This window comes from Pseudolysinimonas sp. 10J20-29, from assembly GCF_055809595.1.
The window spans coordinates 1,615,718-1,637,236 of the sequence record NZ_CM147917.1 but is presented as its reverse complement, the minus strand read 5'-3'; the positions used below and the strand labels follow the sequence as shown (position 1 = coordinate 1,637,236).

At 71.6% G+C, this 21,519-nt stretch carries 18 protein-coding genes; 12 read left to right on the top strand and 6 right to left on the bottom strand.

Annotation, left to right across the window (positions count from 1 at the left end; all coding sequences use genetic code 11):
* Positions 1-33: 33 nt before the first annotated feature.
* Both AC0L6Y_RS07965 and AC0L6Y_RS07960 read left to right on the top strand, forming a co-directional pair.
* On the top strand, positions 34-333 hold the full coding sequence (locus AC0L6Y_RS07965) for a hypothetical protein (RefSeq protein ID WP_473550537.1): 300 nt from the start codon (positions 34-36) through the stop codon (positions 331-333).
* Between the two features lie 47 nt (positions 334-380).
* A complete protein-coding gene (locus AC0L6Y_RS07960) occupies positions 381-1,079 on the top strand; it encodes an alpha/beta hydrolase (RefSeq protein ID WP_473558382.1) in 699 nt (232 codons plus the stop codon).
* Positions 1,080-1,092: 13 nt separating this feature from the next.
* On the opposite strand, the gene AC0L6Y_RS07955 is transcribed toward AC0L6Y_RS07960, so the two are convergent.
* Both AC0L6Y_RS07955 and AC0L6Y_RS07950 read right to left on the bottom strand, forming a co-directional pair.
* Positions 1,093-2,154: an AI-2E family transporter gene (locus AC0L6Y_RS07955; RefSeq protein WP_473550533.1), complete on the bottom strand. Its 1,062-nt coding sequence runs from the start codon at positions 2,152-2,154 to the stop codon at positions 1,093-1,095.
* A 117-nt stretch (positions 2,155-2,271) separates the two neighbouring features.
* A complete protein-coding gene (locus AC0L6Y_RS07950; RefSeq protein ID WP_473550530.1) occupies positions 2,272-4,140 on the bottom strand; it encodes a DivIVA domain-containing protein in 1,869 nt (622 codons plus the stop codon).
* A gap of 308 nt (positions 4,141-4,448) precedes the next feature.
* Here AC0L6Y_RS07950 and AC0L6Y_RS07945 point away from each other — a divergent pair, with 308 nt between their 5' ends.
* Positions 4,449-6,200 carry a DUF8094 domain-containing protein gene (locus tag AC0L6Y_RS07945; protein WP_473550528.1) on the top strand — a complete coding sequence of 584 codons (1,752 nt, stop codon included), beginning with the start codon at positions 4,449-4,451 and terminating at the stop codon, positions 6,198-6,200.
* A 38-nt stretch (positions 6,201-6,238) separates the two neighbouring features.
* Entirely contained in the window at positions 6,239-7,207 is a 969-nt protein-coding gene (locus tag AC0L6Y_RS07940; RefSeq protein WP_473550525.1) for a co-chaperone YbbN, read from the top strand.
* Between the two features lie 55 nt (positions 7,208-7,262).
* Here the strand turns inward: AC0L6Y_RS07940 and glgB are convergent, their stop codons facing one another.
* Both glgB and AC0L6Y_RS07930 read right to left on the bottom strand, forming a co-directional pair.
* Positions 7,263-9,431, bottom strand: coding sequence for a 1,4-alpha-glucan branching protein GlgB (glgB, locus tag AC0L6Y_RS07935; RefSeq protein WP_473550522.1), 2,169 nt, complete (start codon positions 9,429-9,431; stop codon positions 7,263-7,265).
* Complete coding sequence (locus AC0L6Y_RS07930; protein WP_473550519.1) at positions 9,431-11,455, bottom strand: alpha-1,4-glucan--maltose-1-phosphate maltosyltransferase; 2,025 nt, start codon at positions 11,453-11,455, stop codon at positions 9,431-9,433. Before AC0L6Y_RS07930 ends, glgB begins: the two co-directional genes overlap by 1 nt.
* Positions 11,456-11,887: 432 nt before the next feature.
* Between AC0L6Y_RS07930 and AC0L6Y_RS07925 the strand changes: the two genes are divergently transcribed.
* Both AC0L6Y_RS07925 and AC0L6Y_RS07920 read left to right on the top strand, forming a co-directional pair.
* Positions 11,888-12,382 carry an alternate-type signal peptide domain-containing protein gene (locus tag AC0L6Y_RS07925; RefSeq protein ID WP_473550517.1) on the top strand — a complete coding sequence of 165 codons (495 nt, stop codon included), beginning with the start codon at positions 11,888-11,890 and terminating at the stop codon, positions 12,380-12,382.
* A gap of 81 nt (positions 12,383-12,463) precedes the next feature.
* Positions 12,464-12,997: a hypothetical protein gene (locus AC0L6Y_RS07920; RefSeq protein WP_473550514.1), complete on the top strand. Its 534-nt coding sequence runs from the start codon at positions 12,464-12,466 to the stop codon at positions 12,995-12,997.
* Between the two features lie 190 nt (positions 12,998-13,187).
* Here the strand turns inward: AC0L6Y_RS07920 and AC0L6Y_RS07915 are convergent, their stop codons facing one another.
* On the bottom strand, positions 13,188-13,868 hold the full coding sequence (locus tag AC0L6Y_RS07915) for a hypothetical protein (protein ID WP_473550510.1): 681 nt from the start codon (positions 13,866-13,868) through the stop codon (positions 13,188-13,190).
* A 151-nt stretch (positions 13,869-14,019) separates the two neighbouring features.
* Positions 14,020-14,307 (bottom strand): hypothetical protein, encoded by a 288-nt coding sequence (locus AC0L6Y_RS07910; protein ID WP_473550508.1) that lies wholly within the window; start codon positions 14,305-14,307, stop codon positions 14,020-14,022.
* Between the two features lie 10 nt (positions 14,308-14,317).
* On the opposite strand from AC0L6Y_RS07910, the gene AC0L6Y_RS07905 reads away from it, so the two are divergent.
* The 6 genes from AC0L6Y_RS07905 (at position 14,318) to AC0L6Y_RS07880 (ending at position 21,510) form a co-directional block, all read left to right on the top strand.
* Positions 14,318-14,530, top strand: coding sequence for a hypothetical protein (locus AC0L6Y_RS07905; RefSeq protein WP_473550506.1), 213 nt, complete (start codon positions 14,318-14,320; stop codon positions 14,528-14,530).
* 2 nt (positions 14,531-14,532) lie between these two features.
* Positions 14,533-15,402 carry a hypothetical protein gene (locus AC0L6Y_RS07900; protein WP_473550503.1) on the top strand — a complete coding sequence of 290 codons (870 nt, stop codon included), beginning with the start codon at positions 14,533-14,535 and terminating at the stop codon, positions 15,400-15,402.
* On the top strand, positions 15,399-16,061 hold the full coding sequence (locus AC0L6Y_RS07895; protein ID WP_473550501.1) for a signal peptidase I: 663 nt from the start codon (positions 15,399-15,401) through the stop codon (positions 16,059-16,061). Before AC0L6Y_RS07900 ends, AC0L6Y_RS07895 begins: the two co-directional genes overlap by 4 nt.
* Positions 16,062-16,102: 41 nt before the next feature.
* Positions 16,103-18,655, top strand: a complete 2,553-nt coding sequence (gene glgP / locus AC0L6Y_RS07890; RefSeq protein WP_473550498.1) for an alpha-glucan family phosphorylase — start codon at positions 16,103-16,105, stop codon at positions 18,653-18,655.
* A gap of 186 nt (positions 18,656-18,841) precedes the next feature.
* A complete protein-coding gene (locus tag AC0L6Y_RS07885; RefSeq protein ID WP_473550496.1) occupies positions 18,842-20,107 on the top strand; it encodes an ROK family transcriptional regulator in 1,266 nt (421 codons plus the stop codon).
* A gap of 38 nt (positions 20,108-20,145) precedes the next feature.
* Complete coding sequence (locus AC0L6Y_RS07880; RefSeq protein WP_473550494.1) at positions 20,146-21,510, top strand: extracellular solute-binding protein; 1,365 nt, start codon at positions 20,146-20,148, stop codon at positions 21,508-21,510.
* Positions 21,511-21,519 lie beyond the last annotated feature (9 nt).

Genomic DNA, 21,519 nt, shown 5'->3' with positions numbered 1-21,519 from the left:
GCATCCCCGCGGGGCCTCTTCTACAATCGAGGAATGGCTCGGTCTTCTCGTTCGCGCGCGCGTCGGCGCGACGTCGAGCCGGAGCCGCTCGATGTGGAGCGCATCCTCGCCGGGACGCGCCGAGTCGAGGCCAAGCGCGACGGCAGCTGGAACGTCCAGCCGCAGGCTGCCAACGCGGCGGTCAAGAGCTACGTGTGCCCCGGATGCGGTCTCGAGATCGCCCCGGGGACGGCGCACCTCGTCGCCTGGCGCGCCGACGGCCTGTTCGGCGAGGCCGACGATCTCGCGGCACGCCGACACTGGCACACGCACTGCTGGAAGACCCGAAGCTGAGGATCCCCGTGACCGAGCCCGCCCCCATCCGCATCTCGTCGAGCGTCATGCTGCCCGCCCGCCGGGAGGACATCGAGCTGCGCACCTCCGACGGGCTGCGCCTCGTGGGGGAGCTCTCGCTTCCCGAGTCGCGGCCCCCGGTCGCCACGCTCGTGTTCCTGCATCCGCTGCCGACGGCGGGCGGATTCATGGACTCCCACATCATCCGCAAGGCGGCCGCACGCCTGCCCGCCCTCGCCGACCTGGCGGTGCTGCGCTTCAACTTCCGCGGCGTCACATCGCCGCGCGGCACGTCGGAGGGCGCCTTCGGCGACGGCATCACCGAGGCGGAGGATCTCGCCGCGGCGATGGCGTTCGTCGCCGAGCGCGGGCTCCCGACGCCGTGGCTCGTCGGCTGGTCCTTCGGCACCGAGGTCGCCCTCAAGCACGGGCTGGAGCATCCGATCGCCGGCGCGATCCTGCTGTCGCCGCCGCTGCGGCGCACCACGAGCGACGAGCTCGCCCTCTGGGCGGGGCGGGGCGTGCCGCTCGTCGCGGTCGTGCCGGAGTTCGACGACTTCCTGCGCCCCGACGAGGCGCGCCAGCAGTTCGCGGTCGTTCCCGAGGTCGACTTCGTTGCCGTCGAGGAGGGCAGGCACCTCTGGGTGGGGGAGAAGCAGACCTTCCGCGTGCTGAGCGAGATCGTCGAGCGCGTGAACCCCGCGGCGCTGCCGCTGCCGACCGAGTGGACGCCGCCGGCGGCCTAGCCGAGTCGGCGCGCTACAGCTCGTTCTGCCGCGGCACGATGACCTGCTTGACGATGAGCAGGATCGAGGCGGCGACCGGGATCGCGATGAGCGCCCCGAGGATGCCGAGCAGCGTGCCGCCCGCCAGGGCCGCCACCACGACCACGGCGCCGGGGATCTTCACCGCGCGGTTCATGATGTTCGGGCTCAGCACGTAGGCCTCGACCTGCATGTAGACCAGGTACCAGATCCCGACCACGATCACGGCGGGGACGCCGTTGAACAGCCAGACGGCGAGCGTGATGATCACGGATCCGGAGATCGTTCCGACCAGCGGGACGAGCGAGAACAGGAACGCGATGAACGCGAGCAGCGCGGAGTACTGGATCGGCTCGCCGAGAATCAGGCCGAGCACGCTCAGGAAGATGAAGGTGAGCACGCCGTTGGAGAGGCCGAGGAGCGCCTGCCCGATGACGAAGCGACCCACCGACTTGGAGATCTGCTCGGCGAGGTCGATGAAGCGCTCGCGCTTGGAGGCCGGGACGAGCTGGTACAGGCCGCGCTTGATGCTCGCCAGCGAGGCGACGAAGTAGAGCGTGAGGATCAGCACGATCAGGATGCCGAAGGTGCCGGTCGCGATGCCGATCGCGGTGTTGAGCACGCCGCCGGTGATCGCGCCGATGTTCTCGGTGAAGAAGTCCTCGAGGTTGCCGACGACGTCGTCGAAGGCGAGCCAGGGGAGGGTCTGCGCCCACCAGTCCTGGATCACCTGGGTGTCCTGCACGGTGGTGACGATGTCCGGAATCGACTCGATCAGCTTGTTCACCTGGTCGACGATCACCGGGATGATCGCGAGCACGAGGCCCGCGACGACGGCGAGCACGCCGACGAGCACGATCAGGATCGCGAGCGGCCGCGAGACCTTGTGGCGCTGCAGCCAGGAGACGGCGGGGTCGATTCCGAGGGCGAGGAAGATCGCCGCGCCGATGTAGGTCAGGATCGTCGCCAGGTTCGCGACGGAGGCGCCGATGAGCAGCGCGACCAGGACGCCGAGACCGCCGAAGAGGCCGAGACTGAACGCGTTGTTGATCTTCACCGAGAAGGACCTTTCGACGTGACCGGAGGCGCATCGCCGGGGCGCCAGCGCGTGGCGGGCGCCCCCGGCGGTTGCAGCCGTTGAGCGAAGAGTACCGAACTCGGGCGACGCGCCGACTTAGGCGCTGTGCTCGTGTTCCGAGATCGCGGCGTTCTCGCCGCCGTCGATCGGGTCGTCATCGCGTTCGGTCGGGAAGTCGCTGTTCTCCTGCGCGACCGGAGCCGTGGTGGCGAGCACTCCGCGCAGGCCCTCGACGTAGCTCGCGATCGACTCGCGCTCCAGCCGCAGCTGCTCGAGTCGCTTCTCGGCGTCCCCGACGAGCTCCGCAGCGCGGGCCTCGGCATCGGAGACGAGAGCGGCGGCGCGCTTCTCGGCGTTGTCGAGCACCTCGGCGGCCTGGGTGCGGGCCCGCTCGGCGGCCTCCGATGCGGAGGCCTTCGCGTTCGCCTCGAGGGCATCCGCCTCGGCGCGCTTCGCGGCGGCGCGCTCGGTGGCCTCGGTGAGCTGCGCCTGCGCCTCGTCGAGGTAGCGCTGCGTGGCGGCGGCGGCCTCCTGGTGCTTGAGCTGGTACTCCTTCTCGGCGGCGTCACGGCGGGCCGTGATCTCCACCTCGAGGTCGGCGCGCGCCTGCTCGGCCGTGGTCACCAGGCTTGCGGCGAGCTCCTGCGTGTCGTGGGCGATGCGGGCGCGGGTGGACTCGACCTCTTGCGCGAGCTCGGCGCGCTGGGCGGCGACGTCGCGGGCCAGGTCGGTGCGCTGCTTCTCCAGGTCGGCGGCGACCGCGGCGCGCTGCTGCGCGAGCTCGTTCTCGGTCGCGGAGCGCAGCCCCGACAGCTCGGCGGCGAGGGACTCGCGTGCTCCGCGGACCTCGGCTTCCCACGCGGAGCGCGCCCCGGTGAGCTCCGACTCCTGGGCCGAGCGCGCGGCGTCGAGCTCGGTCGCGAGCGAGGTGCGCGCGGTCTCGAGCTCGCTCTCCAGCTCGGCGCGACGCGTCGTGATCTCGTTCTCGAGCTCGGCCCGGCGCGACGTCACCTCGTGCTCGAGCTCGCTGCGGGCGGTCGACAGCTCGGCCGCGAGGCGTGCGCGGGTGGCCGCGGTGCTCGCCTCGAGCTCGGCCGTGGCCTTCTCGGTGGCCGCCGCGAGCTCGGCGCGGCTCTGCTCGGTCTCGGCCGCGAGCGCGGCGTTGGCGGCCTCGGTGTCGGCCTCGAGGGAGGCGCGGGCCTGCGCCATGTCGCGCTCGAGGTTGGTGCGCGCCTCTTCGAGCTCTCGCTCGAGGTCCTCGCGTCGGCGGAGGCTCTCGGCCTCGAACTCGGCGCGGCTGCGCTCGGTGTCGCGGGCCAGCGCGGCCGCGGCCTCGCGAGCCTCGGCGACCTCGCGCTGGGCGACGACCTTGAGCTCGGCGATCTCCCGCTCGCCCTCGGCACGCAGTGCCGCGGCGTCGCGCTTGGCGGCGGCGCGCGCCTCGGCGGTCTCGGTCGCGACGGCGCCGCGGGTGGCGGCCGCTTCGCGCAGCGCATCCTGGATCGTGGTCTCGGCCTCGGCGGCAGCGCGCTCGGCGGTGCTCGTCGCCTCGGCACGGGCGTTGTCGACGATGTGGGCGGCGTCGGTGCGTGCCGTCTCCACCAGACGCTGCGCCTGCTCGGCGGCCTCGGCGCGCAGCGCCTGCACCTCCTCGGCGGCGGTGGCGCGCAGACGCTCGACATCGATATCGGCCTGGGCGATCAGCCGGGTGGCCTGCTCCTCGGCGACGCGAAGGGTGCTCTCCAGGCGCGTCCCGAGACCGGCGTAGGTCGGCCGGCCGACCTCGTCGAGCTCCGCCTGCAGGTCGTCGGTGACCGCCTGCAGTCGCTTGACGTCCTTGCTCAGGTCCGTCTTGGCCTGGTTCGCCTTGATCAGGTCGCGCCGAAGCTCGCCGAGAGCCTGGTCGACTTCGTCCTTCTTGTAGCCCCGGAGTTCGGTGCCGAATCCCGCGTCGTCTACCGCCACTGCGCTTGCTCCTCGATTGGTGTGGTCCCGGTTCGCGCACTCGGGCGCGAACGGGGTCTCAGGGAAAAGGGCCCCAGGAGGGGAAGATCGTTCCCGAGTCTAGGGCGTGACGCTCACCCGCGCACCGCGCGCCGGGGCTGCGCTGTACGGCGTTCTTTCGGACTTCGTCCAGCTTTCCCCGGGTTGTGGTGAGACCCGTCGGCTACTCTGAAATGTCTTGTCCGCAGTCTTGCGCCACGGATTTCGTGTCTGGATCACGAAGTCTCACCCGGCGGCGTGAGGTCCCCGCGGCCTGAGAGGAGTCATCCGTGCGTTTCGTCGTGGCGATCGTCCTGTTCGTCGTTGCCTTTGTCGGCATCGGCCTGGGCATCGCGCAGCGCACCGTCCTGGCCGGTCCCGACCACGTGACGGTCGAGACCACCACCAGCGGCACCGCGCCCGTCACCGTCATCGACGGCTCCATCCTCAACGCGCTTCCCGGCACGCAGACGATCGATGCCTCCGGCAGCGAGACCGTCTTCCTCGCCTACGGTCGCACCGCCGACGTCCTCGCGTGGGTCGGCGATGCCTCCTACAACCTGCTGGAGTGGGACACCGAGACGCAGACCCTCGGATCGAGCGTCCAGGCGGGCCTCGAGACCGCCGTTCCGGCGCCGTCCGGCTCGGATCTCTGGGTGCAGGAGTTCAGCGGCGTCGAGGAGCTCACCCGCAAGATCAACGTGCCCGCGGATGCCTCGATCCTGATCGTCGGCGACGGCGAGACGCCGGCTCCGAGCTCGATCTCGATCACCTGGCCGCTGGACAACAGCGCGCCGTGGTCCGGACCGCTGATCGTCGGCGGCGGGCTGGCCCTCCTGGCGGGCCTGGCCGCGTTCGTCTGGGCGCTGCTGCACGCGCGCCGCGCCCGCGGCCCGCGGCGCAAGCAGCCGAAGCTTCCCAAGCCGCCGAAGCCGCCGCAGCTGCGGCCGGCGAAGCAGCGCAAGGCCATCGAGGCGGCACCGCCGCGTGGTCGCCGCCGGCTCTTCGCCGCCTCCGGTGTCGCGGTCGTCGCGGCGCTCGCGCTCGGCGGCTGCACGTTCTCGGGCACTCCCGAGCTGTTCCCCGTCGAGACCCCGACCGCCAGCCCGACGCCCGGCGCCGCGGGAACCGAGGACCTCCCCGCTCCCGCGGTCACCCGTCCTCAGCTCGAGCGCATCATGGAGCGCATCGAGACGACGGTCGCCGAGGCCGACGCGGAAGGCGATGAGGACCTCGCCGAGACGCGTCTCGCCGGCCCCGCGCTCGAGCTGCGCGCGGCGAACTACGAGATCCTGAGCAGCGACTCGTCCCAGACCGCCGTGCCGGTGCTGCCGCAGGGCCCGGTCGAGGTGATCCTCCCGCAGCAGATCGACACCTGGCCGCGCACCGTCTTCGCCGTCATCAAGGACGAGAACGCCACTGTCGCCCCGGTGGCCGTGATGCTCATCCAGGAGACCCCGCGCGACAACTACAAGGCGCACTACGTGATCTCCCTCGGCCCGAGCACGACGCTGCCCGACATGGCGGCGACGGCGATCGGCGCCCCCCGGGTCGGAACCGACGTCGCCCTCGGCGTGCTGCAGCCGAGCGAGCTCGCGGCGGCCTACGGCGACATCCTGCTGAACGGCGACGAGAGCGAATACGCCGTGTTCTTCGACGCGGAGACCGACACCCTGCGCGAGCAGATCGGCGCCGAGTACAAGGAGAGCGTCAAGACCTCGCTTCCGGCCACGGCGAAGGTGACGTTCAGCAACGTCGCCGGCGACGAGGATCCGATCGCCTTCGGCACCAACGACGCCGGACTGCTGGTCGCGGTCGAGCTCGTCGAGGTCGAGAAGGTGACCCCCGTGGAGGCGGGCGCCGCGATCAACCCGCGCGATCGGGTGAAGGCGCTGCTCGGGCTCTCGCAGACGACGAAGGGCGTCGAGGCGCGCTACGGCGTCCAGCTGCTGTTCTACGTGCCGCCGGTCGCCGAGGAGGGTGCGCTCATCCAGCTCCTCGGATACTCGCAGGGCCTGATCAGCGCGACCGAGGTCGACTAGGCGCGGCGACGGCCTGCGCCGCGTGGCAAAGTAGAGACGTGACTTCCGTACCTCCCGGACCCAGCCTCCGCGGCGCCGTCGACCTGTCCTCGCTCGTGCAGCGCGCGTCAGCGAAGCCGGCCGGCGCCCCGACCGACGCGGCCTCGCCGACGACTCCCGCGAACGGGGCGGCGACGCCCGGCTCGCCGCTGGTCGTTCCCGCCAACGACGCCAACTTCACGCGTGTGCTGGAGCTGTCGTCGACGGTCCCGGTCGTCGTCGAGTTCATCGCTCCCGGGCTCGAGCCGGCGCTCGGCGCGATCATCGAGTCCTACGGCGGACGCCTGGTGCTCGCCGTGGTCGACGGCCAGGCGAACCCGCAGCTCGCGCAGGCCTTCCAGATCCGCGAGGTGCCCGCGGTCGCCGCGGTCGTCGGCGGACGCCCCGTCAACCTGTTCCTCGGCATGCCGCCCGAGACCGAGGTGCGCCAGGTGCTCGACGAGCTGCTGCAGCTCGCGGCGCAGAACGGCGTCACCGGCCAGGTGCCGGTGAACGGCGCGGGCGAGCAGGGCGACGCCGACGGCGGCGAGCCTGCCGCGCCCGAGGAGTCGCCGCTGCCGCCCCTGCACCAGGAGGCGTTCGACGCGATCTCGGAGGGCGACTTCGCGGCCGCCGTCGCCGCGTACGAGAAGGCGCTCACGCAGAACCCGCGCGATGCCGACGCGATCGCGGGTCGCGCGCAGGCCTCGCTGCTGCTTCGGCTGAAGGGCGCCGACGCGGAGACGATCCGCTCCGCCGCGGCCCACGCCCCGCAGAGCGTGGCCGCGCAGCTCGCCGTCGCCGACCTCGACGTGAGCGGGGGCCACCTGGAGGACGCGTTCGCGCGACTGCTCGAGCTTTTCCCCGCACTGGACGCCGACGGCAAGGCCGCGGTGCGAACGCGCTTGCTCGAGTACTTCGAGATCGCCGGCTCCGACGACGAGCGCGTCGCTGTGGCGCGGCGTCACCTCACCGGACTGCTCTACTAGGCGGGCTCCACTCGGCGGGCTCTACTCGGCGGGGTCCTCGCCGGGGCCCGCCGCGCTACGCGGAGGCGGGCGCGAGCCGCAGCCACACCGCCGCGAGCGGCGGCAGCGTCAGCTCGACGGAGGCCGGTCGGCCGTGCCGCGGGGTGTCGCCCGCGTCGACGCCGCCGAAGTTGCCCACGCCGGAGCCGCCGAACTCGAGCGCGTCGGTGTTGAGCACCTCGTCCCAGCGGCCCGCCGTCGGCAGCCCGACCCGGTAGGGGCCGACCGGGTTGCCGCCGAAGTTCACCAGGCACGCCATCGTCTCGCCCTCGCGTCCGCGACGGAGGAAGGCGACGATGTTGTGCTCCGGATCGTTCGCGATCCACTCGAAGCCCGCGGCCTCGTTGTCGACCGACCACAGGGCCGCGTTCTCGCGGTAGACGCGATTGAGCTGGCCCACGAGGCGCGCCAGGCCCTGGTGGGCGGGCTGGTCGAGAATCCACCAGTCGAGCCCGCGCTGCTCGCTCCACTCCGAGGGCTGCCCGAACTCGCTGCCCATGAACAGCAGCTGCTTGCCGGGGTGCGCCCACATGAAGGCGAGGTAGGCGCGCACGTTGGCGAGCTTCTGCCACTGATCGCCGGGCATCTTCGACAGCAGCGAGCCCTTGCCGTGCACGACCTCGTCGTGGCTGATCGGCAGCAGGAAGCTCTCGCTGAACGCGTAGAGGAAGCTGAAGGTGATGTCGTTGTGGTGGTGCGAGCGCCACATCGGGTCCTCGTGCATGTACTGCAGCGAGTCGTGCATCCACCCCATGTTCCACTTCAGGCCGAAGCCGAGCCCGCCGCTCTCGGTCGGCTTCGTGACGCCGGGCCACGAGGTCGACTCCTCGGCGATCATGACCACGCCGGGGTTGCGCCGGTAGGCGGTCGCGTTGACCTCCTGCAGGAACGAGATCGCTTCGAGGTTCTCGCGCCCGCCGTGGATGTTCGGCACCCACTGGCCGGGCTCGCGCGAGTAGTCCAGGTAGAGCATCGAGGCGACCGCGTCGACACGAAGCCCGTCGATGTGGAACTCCTCGAGCCAGTACAGCGCGTTCGCGACGAGGAAGTTGCGCACCTGCGAGTCGCCGAAGTTGAAGACGAGCGTGCCCCAGTCCGGGTGCTCGCCGATGCGCGGGTCCGAGTGCTCGTAGAGCGGCTCGCCGTCGAAGTTCGCGAGCGCCCACTCGTCCTTCGGGAAGTGCGCCGGCACCCAGTCGACGATGACGCCGATCGAGGCCTGGTGCAGTCGGTCGACCAGGTAGCGGAAGTCGTCGGGATGCCCGAAGCGGCTGGTCGGGGCGTAGTAGCCGGTGACCTGGTAGCCCCACGATCCGCCGAACGGGTGCTCGGCGACCGGGAGGAACTCGACGTGGGTGAAACCCAGTTCGTGCACGTACTCGATCAGCTGATCGGCGAGCTCGCGGTAGCCGAGTCCGGGGCGCCAGGAGCCGAGGTGCAGCTCGTAGATGCTCATCGCGGCGTTGTGCGCGTCGTGCGCGGCGCGCTGGGCCAGCCAGGTGGCGTCGCGCCAGGCGTACTGGCTGTGGCCGACGACGGAGGCGGTGGCGGGCGGGCGCTCGGTGTAGCGCGCCATCGGGTCGGCCCGCTTGACCCATTCGCCGCGCGCGGTCAGCAGCTCGAACTTGTAGGTCGTCCCCGGATCGAGCGCCGGGACGAACAGCTCCCAGACCCCGTTGTCGTCGAGTCGACGCAGGGCGTGCTGCTCGCCGCTCCAGTGGTTGAAGTCGCCCACGATGCGCACGGCGCGGGCGTGCGGCGCCCAGACCGAGAAGCTCGTGCCGGCGACGCCCTCGTGCTCCTTGACGTGGGCCCCCAGCCAGTGCCAGAGCTGCTCGTGGCGCCCCTCGCCCCAGAGGTAGAGGTCGATGTCCCCGACGCTCGGCACGAAGCGATACGGGTCATCCGCGGTCCAGGTCGGGCCGTCGCGGTAGGTCGTCTCGAGCCGGTAGGCCTGCCCGGCGCCGGGGGCGAAGCCCTGCCAGAGTCCCGTCGAGGCGTGCGCGAGAGCGATGCGCGAGCCGTCCGCGCGGATGGCGGTGACGGTCTCGGCGAGCGGGCGCACGGCGCGGATGACGTGGCCGTCGCCCGCCGGATGCTGACCGAGCCAGTCGTGCGGCCGCGGGTGCTGACCGGTGGCGAGTTCGGCAATGAGCGCCGCGTCGAGCGGGGGGAGGGTCTCCATCAGCGCACCTTCGAGTAGTCGACCGCGAGAATGTGCACCGGCTCGCGGAACGCGTCGAGTCGCACGTAGTTGTCGGCGCCCCACGCCCAGCGCTCGCCCGAGATCAGGTCGCGCACCTCGAACTGGGCGTCGGGAGCCAGCCCGAGCTGCCGCAGGTCCAGGTGCACGGTGGTCTCGCGCACCGAGTGCGGGTCGACGTTCGCGACGATGATCAGCCCGTCCGGCTTCCTGTCGCCGGTGAACTCGGCGGCGAGGTGCTTCGTGTAGACGAGCACGGCGTCGTCGTCGCTCCAGTGGATCCGCAGGTTGCGGAGCTGCCGCAGCGCCGGATGCGCCGCGCGGATCTCGTTGAGCCGCGTCAGGTAGGGGGCGAGCGTCCGGCCGGTGGCAGCCGCGCGCGCCCAGTCGCGCGCCTTGTACTCGTACTTCTCGTTGTCGATGTTCTCTTCGCTGCCCGGGCGGGCGACATCCTCGAAGAGCTCGTAGCCCGCGTAGATGCCCCAGGTCGGCGCGCCGGTGGCGGCGATCGCGGCGCGCACGCGGTAGGCGGCGGGCCCGCCGAACTGCAGGTACTCGGTGAGGATGTCGGGGGTGTTGACGAAGAGGTTGGGGCGCAGATAGTCGGCGCTGCGACCCGCCAGGCCGGCGAGGAACTCCTCGAGCTCCGCCTTGGTGTTGCGCCAGGTGAAGTACGTGTACGACTGGTGGAAGCCGGCGCCCGCGAGCGAGTGCAGCATCGCCGGCCGGGTGAAGGCCTCGGCGAGGAAGACGACCTCGGGGTGCTCGCGCGCGACCTCGGCGAGCAGCCACTCCCAGAAGTCCAGCGGCTTGGTGTGCGGGTTGTCGACGCGGAAGATCTTCACGCCGCGCGAGATCCAGAGCTCGACGATCCGCAGCACCTCCTCCCGGATGCCCTCGGGATCGTTGTCGAAGTTGATCGGGTAGATGTCCTGGTACTTCTTGGGCGGGTTCTCGGCGTACGCGATCGAGCCGTCGGGCCGGGTCGTGAACCAGTCGGGGTGCTCGGTCACCCAGGGGTGATCGGGGGAGCACTGCAGGGCCAGGTCGAGTGCGATCTCGAGACCGAGCCGGTCGGCCTCGGCGACGAAGGCGGCGAAGTCCTTCGCGGTGCCGAGGTCGGGGTGGATCGCGTCGTGGCCGCCGGGCGTGCCGTCGGCGAGCGGACCGCCGATCGCCCACGGGCTGCCCGGGTCGTTCGGGCCGGCCGTGGTCGAGTTGTTCGGCCCCTTGCGGTGGGCGACGCCGATCGGGTGGATCGGCGGGAGGTACACGACGTCGAAGCCCATCGCCGCCACCCCGGCGAGCCGGGCGGAGGCGGTGCGGAAGGTGCCGCTCGTCCAGGAGCCGTCGTCCCGCCGCGTCGCTCCTTCGGAGCGCGGGAAGAACTCGTACCAGGATCCGACGGCGGCACGATCGCGCTCGACGTGCAGCGGCTTCTGCTCGGAGACGCTGGAGAGCCAGGCGATCGGGCGCGTGCGGATGAGGCGCGTCAGGCGCGGCTCGCGCGCGGCGGCGAGGCGCTCCTCCGGGGCGAGGCTGGTGTCCAGGAGCGCCGCGCGCGCCTCGACGCACGCCTTGGCGGTGCGGCCGGCGAGCAGCTCCGCGCCCATCGCGAAGACCAGTTCCAGATCCTGGCCCGCCGCGACCTTGATCTCGGCGTTGTGCAGCCAGGTGGCCCAGTCGTCGGTCCACGCCTTCACGCGCCAGAGCCAGGTTCCTTCGGCATCGAGGCGCACCTCGGCGCGCCAGCGGTCGGTTCCGGGGGCGAGGCTGCGCATCCGATGGGTCTGCTGGCGGCCCTCCGGGTCGACGAGCACGAGTTCGACGCCGAGCTCGCCGTGGCCCTCGCGGAACGCGGTCGCCTCGAAGGGGACGACCTCGCCGCGGAACGACTTGGCGGGCCAGCGCTCTTCCGGCTGCGCGGGCGTGAGGTCGCGAATCGGGATGCGTCCGATGCGCGCGCGGGGGTGCCCGGGGGACGGAGTTGACGCCGCTGTTGCCACGTTTCCCACCGTAGTGCCGGAGCCTTGGGAATCACGGTGCAGGATTCACGAGCGGCGGGCGTGGCGCGCGGGGTGGTCATAGTTGTCTATCCCTCGAAAATATCCCGTGTACCCCGATTGCTCGCCCGCGATTTCATGAAAATGCCTGGTCAGAGACTCATGGAACGATCTGTTGCCCCCCGCTCTCGGGTCCCCCACAGTGGGGGCTGGTCGGGGGACAGATCCGAGTGCGTGCCGGGTCTAGCGTTCTGAGTGGGGGGAAACCTCGAGCGTTGTTCGGTTTCGCTGGACGGCGCATCAACCGAAAACCGAAACGTCTCGAGTACCGGGCGGCGCCGCGACCCTAGCGCGGTGTCGCCCGGCTTCCGGGCCACGAGTCCTGACCCGTGCTCCGGCCGGACTCAGTCGGATCGAACCCGAAAGGAACCCGAAATGAACAGCTTCGTCAAGGGCGGCATCGCCGCTGCGGCGGGACTCGCGCTCCTCCTGGGCGGCGCCGGCTCGCTGGCCTTCTGGAGCGACACCGAGTCGCTGAACGGCGGCACGGTCAACTCCGGAACGCTCGCGCTCGCCTCGAACGCGGACGGCGCGTGGGACGAGACCATCACGAACATCGTGCCGGGCGACGTCATCACCTACACCGAGACCTTCGAGATCGAGGCCGTCGGCGACAACCTCGAGGCCGAGCTCACCACCAACATCGACGACCTCACGGTCGGCATCACCGGCGTGGACGTCGCCGAGACCTTCACGCTGCTCGACTCCGGCTCCAACCCGGTCACCGCGACCGCGGGCGTCTACACGCTGAGCCCGGACACCTACACGCTGACGGTCCAGATCGTCGTCACCTTCCCGTGGGCGGAGACCGGCGGCATGGACTCGTCGCTCGACCTCGCCGACATCGAGATCGAGCTGACCCAGGTCTGACCCGATCGCACGGCACCAACTGTGGTGGGGAGTCGGCTCCCCGGCTCCCCACCACCCCGCTCCTCCAAGGTGGTGATCCCGATGTACACACCGCGCCCCTACTCCTGCCCGGTTCCCGGACAGGAATCGTCGCGCCGGGCGACGATGCGCATGCTGTGGGCCGCCACCCTCATCGTCGGCGTCGCGACCCTGAGCGGCGTCGGCCGCGCCGAGGGAACGCTCGCGGCCTGGACCGACGCCGAACCCGTTGCCTCCGGGGTCGTCACCTCCGGCAGCGCGGCGCTGTCGCTGAGCGGTTCGCTCAGCTCCGCCGGCTGGAGCAATCTGCTCGCCGGTGAATCGGTCCGCCAATCCATCTCGGTCACCAACACCGGAACCGTCGACCTGACACTCGATGCGAGTGCGACGCCGGCCACCGGCGTCGAGGTCCGCGTGGCGCGCGGGGCGTGCGGCGCCGCGCTCGGCGGAGCCACCGCCCAGTCGGCGCCCACGGCGCTCGGGGCGCTCGCCGCCGGAGCGAGCACCACGCTCTGCGTGCAGGTCACCATCCCGTCGAGCGCCTCGCCGGGAGCCAGCACCGGCTTCACGCTCACCGTTCGCGGAGTCCAGTCGTGATCGGCCGCCGAATCCGAGCGCTGCGGGGCCGCGCCGCGATCGTCGCGCTCGCCGTCGTGGGGCTGCTCGCCGCGGGCACGACCGGGGCGTCGGCGGTCTGGACGGTTCAGCAGCAGACGTCATTGACGGCCTCGACCGCCTCTCTGGGGCTCGCCCAGACCTGGCTCTCCGGATCGAGCCTCGACCACACCTACACGCCGACCGCGACCGCCGCCGTCGGCTCGGTGTCGCTCACCAACACGGGCTCGCGCGCCGGAACGGTCTCCGTCACGGTCGCGGTGACGTCGGGACCGACCGCGCTGCGCTCCGCGGTCGCCGTCCAGGTGGGGATCGCCGCAACCTGTTCGACCGGCGCCTCGTTCACGTCGTCGACCACCGGCACTCTGGCGGGCGGCGTCACCTTCAGCACGACGCTCGCCGCGGGGGCGAGCGTCACGGTGTGCACGCGCACCTCGATGACGTCCCTCGGCATCGTCGCGAACGCCGGCAGCACGGTCGCGGGAAGCGTCGCGGCGAGCATCCAGATGGGAACCTGGACCGCGAGCGCCACGCCCACCGCATTCAGCCAGACGGTGCTGCTGTCGCCGGCGACGGTCGACCCGACCGGCTGGTACTGGCTGTGGACGGAGCTCGACTCCACGCGCTGCATCGAGGCGCTCAATCCCGCGCAGCCGTCCATCCAGTCCTGCGCGGACCTCGGGGCGGCGACGCAGCCGCAGGAGCTCTGGCAGTTCGCCACGACGACCCCGGGGTACTTCAACGTCGTGGGGAAATCGGACACCACGCAGGCGTGGGCGTTCTCCACCGCGAAGGCGGGCCAGGCGCTCAAGCTCGACGACAAGACCCACAAGGTCGCCGAATTCAACTTCATCGCCCTCCTCGACGGCTCCGTGCAGCTCGAGGTGCATGACGCGCCAGGCCTGTGCCTCCAGGTGACCACGACCTCGCCCATCGCGGGATCGCTGCTGCACCTGGCGACCTGCGACTCGAGCGTCACCGCCCAGAAGTTCCGGCTCGCAGCGCTACATCGAGCTCATCAGCCTGTCCCGGTCGTCGGCGCCGAGCGATACCTCGAAATCGAGCCCGACCGCAGAGCCGACCGCCGAGCCGACCGCGGAGCCGACCGCAGCACCGACCGCAGCGCCGACGCCGGAGCCGACACCCGAGCCGACGCCGAAGCCGACCCCGGAGCCGATCGCGACACCGACGCCTCCGGCCGTCGACACCGCGTCGAGCTTCACCTGCAGTGCTCCGTCGACGAGCGAGGTGCGCTTCTCGTGGTCGAATCCGACCGCAGCGCCGAGCAGCATCGCGTACCGCGTGCTCCTCGACGGGGCCGCCACGACGCTCTACCGCGGCGGGACCCTGGCCGAACCGGCCGTGCGCTTCGCGGCCGCCGACCTTCTGCCCGAGCTCCCCGACGGCACCCACCGGGTCGAGGTGCAGCACTCGATCGACTCGGGTGCCTGGACGGCCACGGGCGCCGGGACGATGCTCAGCGACGCCGCCGCCGGTCGCGTGGCGTGCGGGTGAACATGATGCCGCTCACCCTGCCGTCTCGCAGCCCGCGCCGCGCGTTCCCGCGCGGCATGATCGCGGCTTTCGCCTTCGCCTTCGCCGTCGCCGTCGCCGTCGTGCTCACGCCGCTGGCTCCCGCGCCGGCGAGCGCGGCCCTGGCCGAGGCGCAGCTGGAGATCAGCATCGACGGCGGCGAGTTCGTCGCCGACGTCGACGGAGCGCTGTTCGCCGAGGTGCCGACCCTCGTGCCGCACACGCAGGCCGAGGCCGAGTTCAGCGTGCGCAACGCGTCCGATTCGGGCGGAGTGCTGTCGATCGAGCTGCGCGGCGCCCGGTGGAGCGACCTCGACTTCGCGCGCGAGCTTCGCGTCCAGGCGACGGCGGGGACCGTCTCCGGATCCGCGCCGCGCCTGAGCTCCGCGGCGGACTGCGTCGCCCTGGTCACGGGGATCCCGCTTCTGGCGGGCGCGACCGTGCCGGTGCTGATCGAGCTTCGACTGGGCGACCTGGAGAACCTCGTCGGGCAGGGCGCGAGCGCGACGTTCGACCTCGCGGTGACGCTGACCGGGGACGCGCGCGCCGACTCCGCGTGCGGGGCGGAACCGGACCTGGTCATCCCCGTCGTGCCGGATGAGACGGCCGACGGCGCGGCTGGCACCCCGAACGGCACCGCGATCGAGGCCGGGGTCGACGTCGTCGCCGATGGCCCCACCGTGCCGCGGGCGCCCCGGGAGGGTCGCGGCCTGCCGTGGTCGACGGTGGCGCTGAACACCATGGCCGACTGGTTCGCCCAGTTCATCGTCATCGCCGGGGGCACGTTCGCCGGGATCCTGCTGTGGATCGTCATTCGGCGGCGCCGCCGCCGCACCGAGGAGGCATCGTCATGACCGCAACTCTGGAACGTCCCGCGACGACGGGCTCGCCGCGCAGCGTCGCGCCCCGGCCCGCGCCCGAGCGCATCCCGCTCGGCGAGCGCAGCCTCGGCTCGCTCATCGTGCTCGGGCTGAGCGCCGGGTTCTTCGCGCTCGTCCTCCTGCTCGGCGTCGTCGCCGTCGGGGTGCCGGCGGTCACCGGCTCGACGCCGATGACGATCCTGACCGGATCGATGAACCCGACCTACCCGGCCGGCACGCTCGTGATCGTGCGACCCACCCCGGTCGACGACATCCGGATCGGCGACGCGCTCACCTACCAGCTGCGCTCCGGCGAGCCCGAGCTGGTGACGCACCGCGTGGTCGCGATCTCCCACTCCGGCGGCGAGATCCGCTTCACCACGCAGGGCGACGCGAACTCGGTGGCCGACCCGGAGCCGGTGCGCGAGGTGCAGATCCGAGGGACGGTCTGGTACAGCATCCCGTACCTCGGCTGGGTCAACACGCTCGTGAACGGGGAGCAGCGCGAGGTCATCGTCACGGTGCTCGCGCTGGGGCTGTTCGGCTACGCCGGCTATTCGATCGCCCGGGGGGCGGCCACGACCGTCCGCCGTCGACGCCTGCGGGGGGCAGGTTCCGCGTCGGCGGCGGACGGTCCATCTCGGCGGAACTGAGGCGTAACCGGGCCGACATGTCGCTCACCTAGAGTGACGCCGTGAAGGCCATCCGTCGGTTTACCGTTCGCACCGTCGTTCCCGAGTCGCTCGGCGCGCTCGACGAGCTCGCCGCCAATCTGCGCTGGTCGTGGCATCGGCCCACGCAGGCGCTGTTCCGCGACATCGCGCCGGACGTGTGGGAGAGCTCGCGGAAGGATCCGGTCGCCCTGCTCGGCGCGGTCGGCCGCGAACGGCTCGACGAGCTGGCCGCCGACGAGGCGTTCGTCTCCCGCGCGCGGGGCCTCGCCCAGGAGCTTCGCGACTACCTGACCGCGCCCCGCTGGTACCAGTCCCTCGGCGACGATCTGCCCGCGTCGATCGCCTACTTCTCGCCCGAGTTCGGCATCGCGGCGGCGCTCCCGCAGTACTCCGGAGGTCTCGGCATTCTGGCGGGCGACCATCTCAAGTCCGCCTCCGACCTCGGGGTGCCGATTCTCGGCGTCGGCCTGTTCTACCGGGCCGGCTACTTCCGCCAGTCGATCTCACGCGACGGCTGGCAGCAGGAGTCCTACCCGGTCTCCGACCCCGACGGGCTGCCGATGACGCTCATGCGCCGACCGGACGGGACGGCCGCGACGGTCACGCTCGCGCTGCCGGAGGGGCGCGTGCTCAACGCGAGGATCTGGCGCCTCGCGGTGGGGCGGGTGACCCTGCTGCTGCTGGACACCGACACCGCCGAGAACGAGCCCGAGCTGCGCGGGGTCACCGACCGGCTCTACGGCGGCGGCGGCGAGCACCGGCTGCTGCAGGAGCTGCTGCTCGGCATCGGGGGAGTCCGGGCGATCAAGCGCTACGCGGAGATCACCGGCGCGCCCCTGCCCGAGGTGTTCCACATGAACGAAGGGCACGCGGGCTTCCAAGGGCTGGAGCGCATCAGCGACCTCATCGGCGAGGGTCTGACCTTCGACGCCGCGCTCGAAGCGGCCCGTGCCGGCACGGTCTTCACCACTCACACTCCGGTGCCCGCCGGAATCGACCGCTTCGACGCGGGGCTGCTGGCCCGCTATCTGTCGAGCGAGCTGCTTCCCGGCGTCGACCCCGCCGCGGTGCTCGCGCTCGGCGCCGAGGAGAACGGTGCGGCGCCCGGCACCTTCAACATGGCGGTCATGGGGCTGCGGCTCGCGCAGCGGGCGAACGGCGTCTCCCAGCTGCACGGGGCCGTCAGCCGCGGAATGTTCGGGGCGCTCTGGCCCGACTTCGATGCGGCCGACGTGCCGATCGGCTCGGTCACCAACGGCGTGCACGCGCCCACCTGGACGGACCCGGCGGTGCGCGCGCTCGCCGAGTCGCGGCTCGGAACCGCCGACACGACCGCGTGCGACTGGGCGGGTCCGGCCGTCAGCGACGCCGAGCTCTGGGAGCTGCGCAATCAGCTGCGCGCGCAGCTCGTGGCGGACGCCCGGCGTCGGGTCGCGGCCGAGTGGGCCGAGCTCCATCCCGGCGCCGACGGGCCGAGCTGGCACGACACGCTGCTGAGTCCCGAGGTGCTCACGGTCGGGTTCGCGCGCCGGGTTCCCACCTACAAGCGGCTGACGCTGATGCTGCACGATCCGGAGCGGCTGCGGGCGCTGCTGACTCACCCGGAGCGCCCGATTCAGCTGGTCATCGCGGGCAAATCCCATCCGGCCGACGACGAGGGCAAGCGGCTGATCCAGCAGCTGGTCGAGTTCTCTCAGGATCCGGCGGTGCAGGGGCGCATCGTGTTCCTGCCCAACTACGACATCGGGATGGCGCAGCTGCTCTACCCGGGGTGCGACGTCTGGCTGAACAACCCGCTGCGGCCGCTGGAGGCGTGCGGCACCTCCGGGATGAAGGCGGCGCTCAACGGGGTGCTCAACCTGTCGATTCTCGACGGCTGGTGGAACGAGTTCTACGACGGCGACAACGGCTGGGCGATCCCCTCGGCGGACAGCACGGGGGATGCGGCCGAGCGCGACGCGCTCGAGGCGGCGGCGCTCTACGACCTGCTCGAGCACCAGATCGCGCCGCGGTTCTACGATCGCGGCCCCGAGGACGTGCCGACGAAGTGGGTCGGCGACATCCGCCACACCCTCGCGACGCTCTCGCCGGCGCTGTCGGCGGACCGGATGGTGCGCGAGTACGTCGAGTCGTACTATCTGCCCGCCGCGCGTGCCGAGCGCGCGGTGAGCGCGGACGGGTTCGGTCCGGCCGCCGAGCTCGCCGCGTGGAAGCGGCGCGTGCGCGCCGCCTGGCCGGGGGTCTCGGTGGTGCACGTCGAGTCGGGCGGGGTCGAGTCGAATCCGCACGTGGGCGAGACCCTGCAGGTGCGGGCGGCGGTCGCGCTCGGCGAGCTGAGCACCGACGACGTGAAGGTCGAGCTCATCTCCGGGCGCGCCCAGGAGGGCGATGAGCTGAGCGATACCTCGCGGCTGGCGCTGACGCTCGAGTCGGCGGCGCCCGGCGCGCCGTCGATCTGGACGGGGCGGATCGCCCTCGAGCGCGCGGGCAGCTTCGGCTACACGGTGCGCGTGGTGCCGCGCCACGCTCTGCTGGCGACTCCCGCGGAGCTCGGCGTGGTGGCGGTCGCCTAGGCGTGTCGGCGGGGTGAAGCCTTGTATCGTGGCGAGCGAGGGAGCGCTCCCTCGCTCTGTGCAGGGGATTCGCCCGGATCGCGCGATTTTCCCCAATGAATGGAGAAATTGTCCTAGGCTGGCGCACAACCAGCTCCGGATGTCCCGCTGTGGCGACATCGACGCGATTCCCGAGGGGTGGATGAAGTGCCAAGCGCGCGCAACCAGAACTCGCACCCCGCCGCCTCACGCCGCGGAACGAACCTCCCGGCGATGGGGGACTTCAACCAGTCGGTCATCCTCGACGCGATCCGGCGGGCCCGCACGGGGCTGAGCCGCGTCGAGCTCGCCGCCTCCACCGGGCTCTCCGCCCAGACCATCTCGAACATCTGCCGACGACTGCTGGAGCGGGGCCTCATCGAGGAGGCCGGCAAGGCGATCAGCGGCCCGGGAAAGCCGCGCACCATGCTGCGGCTGAACCCGACCGGGCGGTTCGCGCTCGGAGTCCACCTCGACCCGACCGTCACGACCTTCGTCATGCTCGACCTGACCGGCTCCATCGTGGCCCGGTCGCGCCGACCCACGCCGACCTCGAGCGACCCGGCCGTGATCATCGCGAGCCTCGTCGCGGAGCTGGATGAGCTCGTCGCGATCTCGGGCGTCGAACGCGAGCGGATCGCGGGGGTCGGGATCGCCGCTCCCGGCCCGATCGACACCGTGAACGGCGTCGTCGTCAATCCGCCCCACCTCGCCGGGTGGCGCGATGTCCCGCTGCGCGACGCGCTCGCCCGCGGCACCGGGCTTCCCGTCATCCTCGACAAGGACGTCACGGCCGCCGCCATCGCCGAGATGTGGGCGGGCGGCCCCAGCGGCTCCGGCAGCTTCATCTTCTTCTACATGGGCACCGGAATCGGCGCCGGCCTCGTCGTGCACGATGACGTGGTGCGGGGCAGCTCCGACAACGCGGGCGAGATCGGCCACATCGTCACCGACCCGGACGGACCGGAGTGCTTCTGCGGCCTGCGCGGCTGCGTCCTGGTCGCCTGCATGCCGCAGGCTCTGGTGCTGGAGGCGGAGCAGGCCGGGGTCTTCCCGCCGGCGACCGGCGGCCTGGACAACAACACCGTCGATGCGCGGTTCACTCAGCTGTGCGAGGCCTCCGCGGCGGGTGACGCGATCGCGCGGCAGATCCTCGACCGCTCGGCGGTGCGGATGACCACCGCGATCGCCGTGATCGCGAACCTCCTCGACGTCGACCACGTCGTCTTCGGCGGGCCGTTCTGGGAGCGGCTCTCGGAGCACTACATGCGCAGCGTTCCGGACCTGCTGGGCGAGCGCCTCGCCGCCCGCAGCGTTCATGATGTCGCCGTGATGGGCACCGGCATCGGCGAGGATGTCGCCGCCGTGGGGGCGGCGTGCCTGGTGCTCAACCAGGGGCTCGCCCCGAACCCGAAGGCGCTGATGCTCGCATGATCGGCGCGGCATCGTCCACCGTGGAGCGAAGGAGCACCATGCGAACCACCACACGACTCGGCGCCGCGGCGCTCGCGATCGGCTCCCTGCTCGGGGTCGCCGGCTGCACGCCCACCGCCGACGACGGCACCGCGGTCCTCAAGGTCACCTACATCAAGACCGACGCCTTCACGGCCCTGGACACGCTCTTCACCAACGTCAAGACCGAGTTCGAGGCCGCGCACGAGGGCGTCACGGTCGAGCTGCTCCCGGTGGCCGGAACCGACAGCGACTACACCACCAAGCTCGCGCTCTCGCACCGCTCCGCGGAGACCGCGCCCGACGTCTTCTACGAGGACACGATGGCGCTGCGGGCCGACGTCGACGCGGGATTCCTGCTGAACCTCGACGCGCACGTCGCGGGGTGGGACGACTGGGCCCAGTTCGATGACGCCGCCAAGGCGGCCGGCGCGGGCGACGACGGCAGCATCTACGCGGTGTCACTCGGAACCGACACGCGGGCCATCTGGTACCGAACCTCGGTCTTCGAGGCCGCCGGAATCGCCGTGCCGTGGGAGCCGACGTCCTGGCAGGACATCCTGGATGCCGCCGCCGCGATCAAGGCCAGCCAGCCGGACGTCGTGCCGTTCAACCTGTACGCGGGCACGGCCACGGGCGAAGGCTCCAACATGCAGGGCTTCTACCAGCTGCTCTACGGCACCGAGCTCGGCTCCGATGCGCTCTACGACCGGGCGAGCTCCCGCTGGGTGGTCGGCTCCGCCGGCTTCATCGACTCCCTCGAGTTCATCGAGACGCTCTACGACGAGGGCTACGCGCTGAGCGTCGCCGAGGCGCTCGACGGGAACATCTGGCAGGAGGTGTTCGGAACCATGTTCCCCGCCGGCACACTCGGGGCCACGGTCGAGGGCTCCTACACGCCGTCGTTCTGGATCGAGGGCGGCTCGTTCGAGTGGCCCGAGTACGCCGAGGAGATGGCGGCGGTCGCGTTCCCGACGCAGCACGGGCAGGCCCCCGGCGGCGTCAGCATGTCGGGCGGCTGGACGCTCGCGATCGGCGCGCAGACCGAGCACCCCGACCTGGCCTTCGAGTTCCTCACCATGGCGCTGAACTTCGAGAACTCGCTGGCCTACGTCAACGAGAACTCGCAGATCGCGGTGCGCGCCGACGTCGCCGCGGACCCCAGCTACACCGCGGCCAACCCCTTCGTCCAGGACGTCACCGACCTGGTGACGGTGACGCACTTCCGCCCCGCGACCGCCGAGTACGCTCAGATCTCGGTCGAGCTCCAGAAGGCGACCGAGGCCGTCATCACCGGCACCGCGACGCCCGCCGAGGCGGCGGCGGCGTACGACGCCGCGGTCGAATCGATCGTGGCCGCCGACCGCGTCATCAACCAGGGATAGGTCGCCACG

Bases quoted from the DNA above. Each gene is read 5' to 3' on its own strand.
- AC0L6Y_RS07965 (WP_473550537.1), top strand. From the start codon at position 34: ATGGCTCGGTCTTCTCGTTCGCGCGCGCGTCGGCGCGACGTCGAGCCG.
- AC0L6Y_RS07960 (WP_473558382.1), top strand. From the start codon at position 381: ATGCTGCCCGCCCGCCGGGAGGACATCGAGCTGCGCACCTCCGACGGG.
- glgB (WP_473550522.1), bottom strand. From the start codon at position 9,431: ATGGAGACCCTCCCCCCGCTCGACGCGGCGCTCATTGCCGAACTCGCC.
- AC0L6Y_RS07925 (WP_473550517.1), top strand. From the start codon at position 11,888: ATGAACAGCTTCGTCAAGGGCGGCATCGCCGCTGCGGCGGGACTCGCG.
- AC0L6Y_RS07920 (WP_473550514.1), top strand. From the start codon at position 12,464: ATGTACACACCGCGCCCCTACTCCTGCCCGGTTCCCGGACAGGAATCG.
- AC0L6Y_RS07915 (WP_473550510.1), bottom strand. From the start codon at position 13,868: ATGAAGTTGAATTCGGCGACCTTGTGGGTCTTGTCGTCGAGCTTGAGC.
- AC0L6Y_RS07910 (WP_473550508.1), bottom strand. From the start codon at position 14,307: ATGCTGCTCGGCGCTGCGGTCGGATTCGACCACGAGAAGCGCACCTCG.
- AC0L6Y_RS07900 (WP_473550503.1), top strand. From the start codon at position 14,533: ATGATGCCGCTCACCCTGCCGTCTCGCAGCCCGCGCCGCGCGTTCCCG.
- AC0L6Y_RS07895 (WP_473550501.1), top strand. From the start codon at position 15,399: ATGACCGCAACTCTGGAACGTCCCGCGACGACGGGCTCGCCGCGCAGC.
- AC0L6Y_RS07880 (WP_473550494.1), top strand. From the start codon at position 20,146: ATGCGAACCACCACACGACTCGGCGCCGCGGCGCTCGCGATCGGCTCC.